General features: G+C 38.0%; 9 protein-coding genes. 6 read left to right on the plus strand and 3 right to left on the minus strand.

Features of this window, described 5'->3' with window-relative positions; all coding sequences use genetic code 11:
- A partial coding sequence (locus AC33VI_RS00725; RefSeq protein WP_491780355.1) for a hypothetical protein occupies positions 1 to 183 on the minus strand: 183 nt, incomplete at its 3' end.
- A 372-nt stretch (positions 184 to 555) separates the two neighbouring features.
- Here AC33VI_RS00725 and AC33VI_RS00730 point away from each other — a divergent pair.
- The 3 genes from AC33VI_RS00730 to AC33VI_RS00740 all read left to right on the plus strand — a co-directional run bounded on the left by AC33VI_RS00730 (position 556) and on the right by AC33VI_RS00740 (position 1,502).
- On the plus strand, positions 556 to 780 hold the full coding sequence (locus tag AC33VI_RS00730) for a hypothetical protein (protein ID WP_491780356.1): 225 nt from the start codon (positions 556 to 558) through the stop codon (positions 778 to 780).
- A complete protein-coding gene (locus tag AC33VI_RS00735; protein ID WP_491780357.1) occupies positions 777 to 1,250 on the plus strand; it encodes a hypothetical protein in 474 nt (157 codons plus the stop codon). The genes AC33VI_RS00730 and AC33VI_RS00735 overlap by 4 nt, the downstream gene beginning before the upstream one ends.
- A gap of 72 nt (positions 1,251 to 1,322) precedes the next feature.
- A complete protein-coding gene (locus AC33VI_RS00740) occupies positions 1,323 to 1,502 on the plus strand; it encodes a DUF8622 domain-containing protein (protein ID WP_491780358.1) in 180 nt (59 codons plus the stop codon).
- A 132-nt stretch (positions 1,503 to 1,634) separates the two neighbouring features.
- On the opposite strand, the gene ftsH is transcribed toward AC33VI_RS00740, so the two are convergent.
- Complete coding sequence (ftsH, locus tag AC33VI_RS00745) at positions 1,635 to 3,584, minus strand: ATP-dependent zinc metalloprotease FtsH (protein ID WP_491780359.1); 1,950 nt, start codon at positions 3,582 to 3,584, stop codon at positions 1,635 to 1,637.
- Positions 3,585 to 3,727: 143 nt separating this feature from the next.
- Positions 3,728 to 5,152 (minus strand): LysM peptidoglycan-binding domain-containing M23 family metallopeptidase, encoded by a 1,425-nt coding sequence (locus AC33VI_RS00750; protein ID WP_491780360.1) that lies wholly within the window; start codon positions 5,150 to 5,152, stop codon positions 3,728 to 3,730.
- Positions 5,153 to 5,569: 417 nt separating this feature from the next.
- Between AC33VI_RS00750 and AC33VI_RS00755 the strand changes: the two genes are divergently transcribed.
- The 3 genes from AC33VI_RS00755 to AC33VI_RS00765 all read left to right on the plus strand — a co-directional run.
- The gene (locus tag AC33VI_RS00755; protein ID WP_491780361.1) at positions 5,570 to 6,985 is read left to right on the plus strand and encodes a pre-peptidase C-terminal domain-containing protein; all 1,416 of its coding nucleotides are present in this window, start codon (positions 5,570 to 5,572) and stop codon (positions 6,983 to 6,985) included.
- A 60-nt stretch (positions 6,986 to 7,045) separates the two neighbouring features.
- A complete protein-coding gene (locus tag AC33VI_RS00760; RefSeq protein WP_491780362.1) occupies positions 7,046 to 7,387 on the plus strand; it encodes a DUF4347 domain-containing protein in 342 nt (113 codons plus the stop codon).
- Between the two features lie 16 nt (positions 7,388 to 7,403).
- Positions 7,404 to 7,728: transposase (locus tag AC33VI_RS00765; RefSeq protein WP_491780363.1), on the plus strand; the 325-nt coding region annotated here is incomplete at its 3' end.

The raw sequence follows: 7,728 nt of genomic DNA on the forward strand, positions 1-7,728 counted from the left end.
AGTACCGTCCCCATTGTCGGTTAAGTCTACACCGTAAGCTGCTCTAATTTCGTAGGGAAGTTCAAAATCTACTGTCCAGTTCTTTGCTTGAGATTGGGCTGTAATGTCTAGTTCTAGTTTGTATCCACCATTCCAATCTTCAGAAATCAAGGAGTTGGTTTGCAGTTTTGTTTGATTAGCCATAATAAGTAACTTTGAAATTCTGTAACTTGTTAATTTGTTTCTTTCAACTTGTTACCTTTATAAAAGCTTCACAATAACTTTACAGTGACTTAACAAACTTGAGTGATGAGATCTCGATCGCTATTTTTTTGCGATCGAGATCTCATGAATACAAATAAAGCGTTTTTTTATTAAATCTAAAACCTTATGTTACATAGCCCAAATGTCCATTGGGTTGGGGTTTAATATAAAAAAATAGGCGTTGCTGAATGAGTAATGATATTTTTGGCACAATAAGAGAATGAAATGTCCTAAAAGCAACTAAAAAGAAAAATCAAGTATGGATTTGAACAGTAGTAAATCATTGGAAACTAGGAATATTATTATGGACAGTTGGCGATTGCGAAGCTAGCCGAAGGCATCGCAGTAGTACAAGTTTCCAAATTATTTGGTCAATCATTATTAGTTTTAGATCCCGAATTAAAAAGTACGACGGGTAAATATTTTAGTGGCTTTCAAGCGATCGATTCTTATGACTGTAATTTAGCAGAACAACTTTGGTCTGGCAGTATTGAATTAACTCAATTAAAAGATAATGAAACTATTTTAAATCGATGAATAATAATCAATTAGGTAAACCCCGCCCTTTAGAAAAGGTAGTATTCTATTCTATAATTAGTTTTCTGGCTTATTATGGCTACTATAAATGGCAAATTCAAGACGAATTGCGTCGCTACGATGGTAAATCTTGGTCTGGGGCGATGTGTTTGATTCCTTTTTTTGTCGGGTTGATATTTCCCCAGATATTATGGCGATTAGATCCCGATGTCGATCCTTGGTTTGGGTGGTTTTCCATTCTTGGTTTAGCCTGGATTTATTACGCTCAGTTTCGCCTTTATCGTACTGTCAACCAAATGTATCGAGATGAAGGCTTAGAAGCACCCCTCACAATCTGGTGGATGTTAATTCCAGGAATAAATATTCTAGTTGGCTTTCGACAAATTCATTACTTAAGTGAATATTGGGCAAAAAAACAAAACATCAAAACAAGCGATCGCTTGGTAAAATTTATTCCTTTAATGAATTAGTTTAATTTGACAAAAACTGGCTTATTACATTTGTATAATTTGGAAAAATCAAGGGCGATCGATAATTAAACTGTGAACAAAACAAAATCCAAACCATGCGATCTTTGTCATAATTTAGTAGATCTTCGCTATCGCATTCAATATCAAGAACATGAAAACTGGGTTATGGTATGTCCTAGTTGTTGGCAAGAAGTTAGCCAAGATAATCCCTACTATCGTTATGGAGGTACTTGGAAAGCCCGCAGTCGATAGTTCCAATAAATAGCAAAGTAATGGAGTAGTAGAGTGGATGAACATCTAATTTGTTTCTAAAGAATTCTTCAAACAATTAAGAACCTAAAAACTTAGGTTCTTAACCCGAACTCAGGTTAATTAGTTATTCGTTTACTTTTTAACTAAACTAGGCATACTCCCGTTTTTGTTCTGACTGCCATAAGTAGGAGAAAATTTAGCTAAAAGCTCGCGAAATTCTTTGCCTTCAATAGTTTCTCGTTCGATCAAAAGATCCACGATGCGATCGACTGCCAAACGATTTTCGCTGATAATATTTTTAGCTTTTTCATAGCATTCTAGGGCAATATTACGAATGCGTATGTCGATTTTGGCTGCCACTTCTTCAGAGTATTCGTTCTTAGTACCAGAATCATTACCTAAAAATACTGGTTGCTCTTGCTCTTCCAAAGCCAAAGGCCCTAAATCGGACATTCCAAATTTGGTAACCATTTTGCGAGCTAGAGAAGTCAGCATTTTGATATCTTGACCTGCTCCTTGAGTGACTTCATCTTTACCAAAAACTATTTCTTCTGCTGCTCTCCCGCCCAAAGCAGTCGTAATTTGAGCTAAAATTTTGGCTTTACTTTCTAGTCCCATCTCTTCCTCTGGAGTAAACCAAGTTAATCCTCCCGCGCCACCTCTGGGAATTAGGGTAACTTTTTCTACAGGATCGTGACCAGGGGTCATAGTCGCAACTATGGCATGACCGACTTCGTGATAAGCAATCAATCTCTTATATTTGCTATCTACTAAAGGTATACCTTCCATACCCGCGACAATACGATCTACTGCATCATTAATCTCCAGCATGGTTATTGCCGATTTATGCCGTCTAGCAGTTAAGATGGCTGCCTCGTTGAGTAAATTGGCTAAATCCGCACCAGAAAAGCCAGGAGTACGACGAGCGATCGCATCTAAAGAAACTTCGGGAGCAATTTTTTTACCGCGAGCGTGGACTTCTAAAATACCCAAACGACCTTTTAAATCGGGGTAGTCAACAATGACTTGGCGATCAAAACGACCAGGGCGTAATAATGCTTTGTCGAGTACGTCAGGACGGTTCGTAGCAGCAATTACGATAATACCGCTATTTCCTTCAAAACCATCCATTTCTGTTAGTAATTGATTGAGGGTCTGTTCTCGCTCGTCGTTACCGCCACCAATGCCCGTACCTCTTTGGCGACCTACCGCGTCGATTTCGTCGATAAATACTAGACAAGGAGCATTTTCTTTAGCTTTCTTAAACAAATCGCGGACGCGGGATGCACCGACACCAACAAACATTTCCACAAATTCCGAACCAGAAATGCTAAAAAATGGTACGCCAGCTTCCCCTGCGATCGCTTTTGCCAAAAGAGTCTTACCAGTTCCAGGAGGACCTATTAGCAATACTCCACGAGGAATTTTTGCTCCAATGGCAGTAAATTTTTCTGGCTCTTTGAGAAAAGTAACTACTTCTTGTAATTCCTCTTTAGCTTCTTCAATACCCGCTACGTCATCAAACTGAATTCCTGTTTTTGCTTCCATCTGGAATTTAGCCTTGCTGCGACCGAAATTTAAAGCCTGACCAGAAGCGTTAGCAGAACGGCGAACGATCGCGATTAAACCTGAGATTAAAACAAAGAATATTAGTAAGTTTAATAATACTCCCACTGTAGTGGAGCGATCTATAGAGGTTTTAATGCTAAATTCAACATCTTTAGCTCTAATTTTAGGAATTAAATCTTGATTTTGCTCGAATAAAACAACCTCTTTAGGAGCAGCTTCTTCAGGTTGTCCTTTTAAGGTAACGCTAGCTCGATTAGTAGTTTCATCTAGTTCTACTTTAGTAACTCGATCTCCTTCTAATTCCTTGAGAAATTGACTATAACTAAGTTCGTTATTAACTTTTTGTTGAGCTAGGCTGGGAGTTGCCAGAAATAAAGTTTGCACCATCATCCATCCCGCAGCTAATCTGGCGATCGCTTTACTACCTTTATGGCTGGATTTAGAGCTATCCAATGGAGCGACGCGATCGCTTTTTAATTCTGTTTCCTCTCTAGTCTGACAACTTTTTCTCATAGTTATTAATAGCTATTAAATCTACTAGATAGATATAAATTTTTAGAATAACTCCAGCCTAACTAAAAAAAGAGAGTTTTTGCCATATTTCAGAGAATATATCTAGTAGTTTTAATTAACTTCAAAGCAAATTAATACATACTTTACTTTCTACTTAATAGAGCTAGAGGATCGATAATACCTCGATTTTTGGAATGAATTTCAAAATGCAAATGAGAACCAGTACTAAAACCAGTATTGCCCATTTCAGCAATTTGTTCTCCCTGATTCACTTTCTGCCCGTAGTTCACCAGAATCCGATGATTATGGGCGTATAAAGTCATACTACCATCGAGATGTTTGAGTTTGACTAAATTACCATAGCCTCCGCTATTCCATCCCGCACTAACTACTTTGCCTGCTGCAGCAGCAAATATAGGAGTACCCACGGGAGCAGCAATATCGATGCCCTTGTGCAATCTTCCCCAACGCCATCCATATCCAGAAGTCAAAACACCTTTGGCTGGCCAAATATAACCATCAAAAGTTTCGGGTAAATATTCTTCAGAAGAAGGTAAAGGGGGAAGGTTTAAAGCTATTTCTTCTCCTGAAAACAAGTCGATTTCTGCGCTTTCCAGGTCAATGGATGCCGCTAATTCCACTGGCTCTAGATTTTTAGAACCAACTGAATCGGCTTCTCGTTCCTGTTTTATTTCTTCGCGCATACGATTTATGTCTGCTCGAAGTCTAGTCAATCTTTCTTCTTCAGAAATTGGAGCAGTACCCTTGGCATTGATATCTAGTTTGGATATTTTATTAGAACCGAGTCTGGAATCGGCTAGGGGAGGGGAAACTTTGGATAAACCAGCAGTGTTATTGATCGCATTTTGAGGTAGATCGATTGCCGTAATAGTTATTGCTTCAGATTTTTGTTGATTAGCAGGAATTTTGAGCTTTTGATCGACAAAAATAAGATTAGAGTTATTAATCTGATTGAGAGCGATTAATTCTTGACGAGATACCCCATATTTTTTAGCAATGCGACTAATCGTATCTCCTGTTTTGACCGTATAAATTTCTAATTGTGGTTCGGGAGAGCGCACAGCCACTTCGATCGGCTTAACTTGAATTCGCTCGGAAAATATAAATTCTTGAGAGAAATCTTTTTGTGCTTTACTCAAAAAAATAGGGGTTCGATCTCTGAGGTAGCTTCCGCCCATTCCATCTACATTCATAACATTTAGCTCTCGATTTGGTTGAGATAAGTTAGCTAAATGATTAAAAGGCAAGGCAATCAGGCTCAAGATACGTGGCAATAATCCCGAATTACCATGATGATGGTGGCGGTCATGTTCTCCCAGAAAATTGTGTGTTACTAAAGTTTCTCTGTCTATTGAGGAAAAACTAACATTTTTTGTCTGAGTATTCCAATCTGTAGCTAAAACTGCTTGATTTGAATTTAACAAGCAAAATGCCACAGCTGCAAGGGGGAGAGTTGCTTTAAAACTTGCTTGAGACTTATAGATTCCTTGGGGGGATCTAAGATTCAAATTTTTTTCTGGGCTAGATAAAGCATTGCGATCGAACATGGATATTTTTAAGTTAGTGCTGTGATAGATAGTGTTGTTGTTTGCCAGAACTATAGGTTACGAGCAAAATAGAGTTAGTCAAGTAACTTTTAATCTTTATTTTTTATGGGAGGTTAGCTCAAAATTGTACTTTAAACAAGTTTAAAAAAAGTTAAACTCAATCTGAATAGGCAAAATAAACTAAAAACTAAACTTAGAGATTGGTTATTTTCCTACTTATCGCCTACCGCGAGAAATATTTTGACTAAAATTTTCTTTTTAGCTACGCAAATATTTATTAATAAGCTAATTTATAGTTTTTAACCTCCAAATCACACTAATACTTTTGTATTGTTTAAAATCGAAGTGTCATGGAGAAGTTATTTTCTCTTAATGGAGGATATTGTCAAGAGATCGTAACAACGCACGCAACTGAAAATGGCTAAAGTTTATCTACCCAGCTTTGCGATCTGCACTTTGAGCTTCACTTTGAATCTCCTGGTTTTAGGCATTTACCCATTCCGCGTAATTGCCCTAGATTCGCCATCAAAAAATGACAATCGAGAAACTTCCCAACAAGTTTCGGCAACTATAGAAGCGAAAATACTATTAGAAATCAATCGAGTCAGAACCAACCCCAAAGATTACGCTAATTGGTTACAATCGCAAAAACAATATTATGATGGGGTGTGGCTCAAACTTCCTGGGGAACAACCAGTCCGAACGAATAAAGGATTAAAAGCATTAGAGGAGGCGATCGCTTTTCTCAGAGAACAACAGCCTTTGTCCCCCCTCAGTCCTTCAGATTTAGCTGTTGCTGATGCTAGTAGTAAATTAGAAGACTTTGCTACCACTAGCAATATCCAAAATATAAGTTATGGAAGAGTAACCCCTAGAGGAATTGTTATGAGTTGGGTGGTAGACGAACTATTTCCCGATCGTCGTCGGCGGATAAACTTACTCGATCCTGATTTTAAAAATACAGGAGTAATTTGCCAAAACGATCCTCGATATCAGAAGGTTTGTGCGATTTCCTATACCGACTCAACTAGTGAGACTATTGCAACCGAACCCAAAACTCCTGTCAAAACCGAAACGGAAACTGCCATAACCGAACCCGAAACTCCTGTCAAAACTGAAACGGAAACTGCCATAACCGAACCAGAAATAATTGAAAGTACGGAAACCAAACCAGAAACCACTACAGAAACTTTACCTCAACCACCAGAAATACCTCCTACACCTCCTACAGTAGAAAACTCGAATGATAAAGGGGAAGAGACAGTTATAGCAGACAACAACCATGATTTGAAACAGGAGGAAATAGAGGAGAATGAGCCAGAAGAAGTAGCCGAAGATCTGGAAACCGAGCCTCTAGAAGATGAAACCGATGTAGCAGAAGAAGCAGAAGCAAATACCGAAAATGAATCCGAAGATTTAGAGATTGTCGAAGATAAAGAAGAAGTTTTTGAACCAAAAGAAAAACCCGAAGAACAGCAAGAAATAATTGCAACAAACTCAGACAATTCCCGACTTCTAGAAAATGTTGAACGGGGTGCTTTAGAAGAAGGCGATCGCGTTATTCCTGAAGATGGAAGTTTTTATGATTCTTTCCCGATTGAAGGTAAATCGGGAGAATCTTTTACCATTTCTTTAGAAAGCGAAGAATTCGATCCCTTTGTAGCTTTAATTGATTCTAAGGGTAATATTATCGAACAAAACGACGATATTAACGAAGAAAACAGCAATTCTCGTATACGCGTTACTATTCCCGAAGATGGAGTCTATAACGTGATCGTCAATGCTTATGACGAAGGAGGAAGCGGCAAATATATTCTGACAGTCAGCCGTTAGCATTTAGCATTGAACATTTATCATTGAACATTTTTTCGCTGAATTACTGGAGGTTCAATTATGGCTATTTCCAACCCTGTCAAAGCTTTTAGTTTGCCGAATCATCAGCAACAATCTATTACTAGAAAAAGTGCAATAAAAGATTTAATAGTTATAGATTCAAAAATTGTTAACTATCAGAGTTTGGTTGCAGGAGTAAAACCCAACTGCGATGTTATTATTATCTATCCTGAAGATGATGCGATCGCTAAAATTACACAGCAAATTGCTGATGACCCAAAAATCAGTTCAGTTCATTTAGTTTCTCATGGCTCGCCAGGATGTCTTTATCTGGGTAATAGGGAACTTAGCTTAACTCTCTTCTGTCAAAGTAGGTCAGGTAAAATGAGAAAAAAAGCTTGAAAGCGAGTCCAAGACTATGGTTAAGCCTCGTCCCCCTCGACCAACAGTGAACTGTGTAGATACTTACTGTGAATTGTATAGAGATTTATTCATAGAAGTGAGAGCCGATGAATCCTTTAAATATCTTCAGTTAGGATTAATAAGTGATCTGAAAAGGAAGAGTTTACCAGCGATCGCTAAAGCAGTAGGATTGGAAAATAGTCAAGGATTACATCATTTTATCAGTCAATCACCTTGGACTGCTGAAGACTTAGAAAAAAGAAGATTAAAAATCATCTTATCCATCCTAGAAGGAAGAGAAATTATAGTGATGATAGATGAAACAGGAGATAAGAAAAAAG

Source organism: Waterburya sp. (assembly GCF_058530065.1).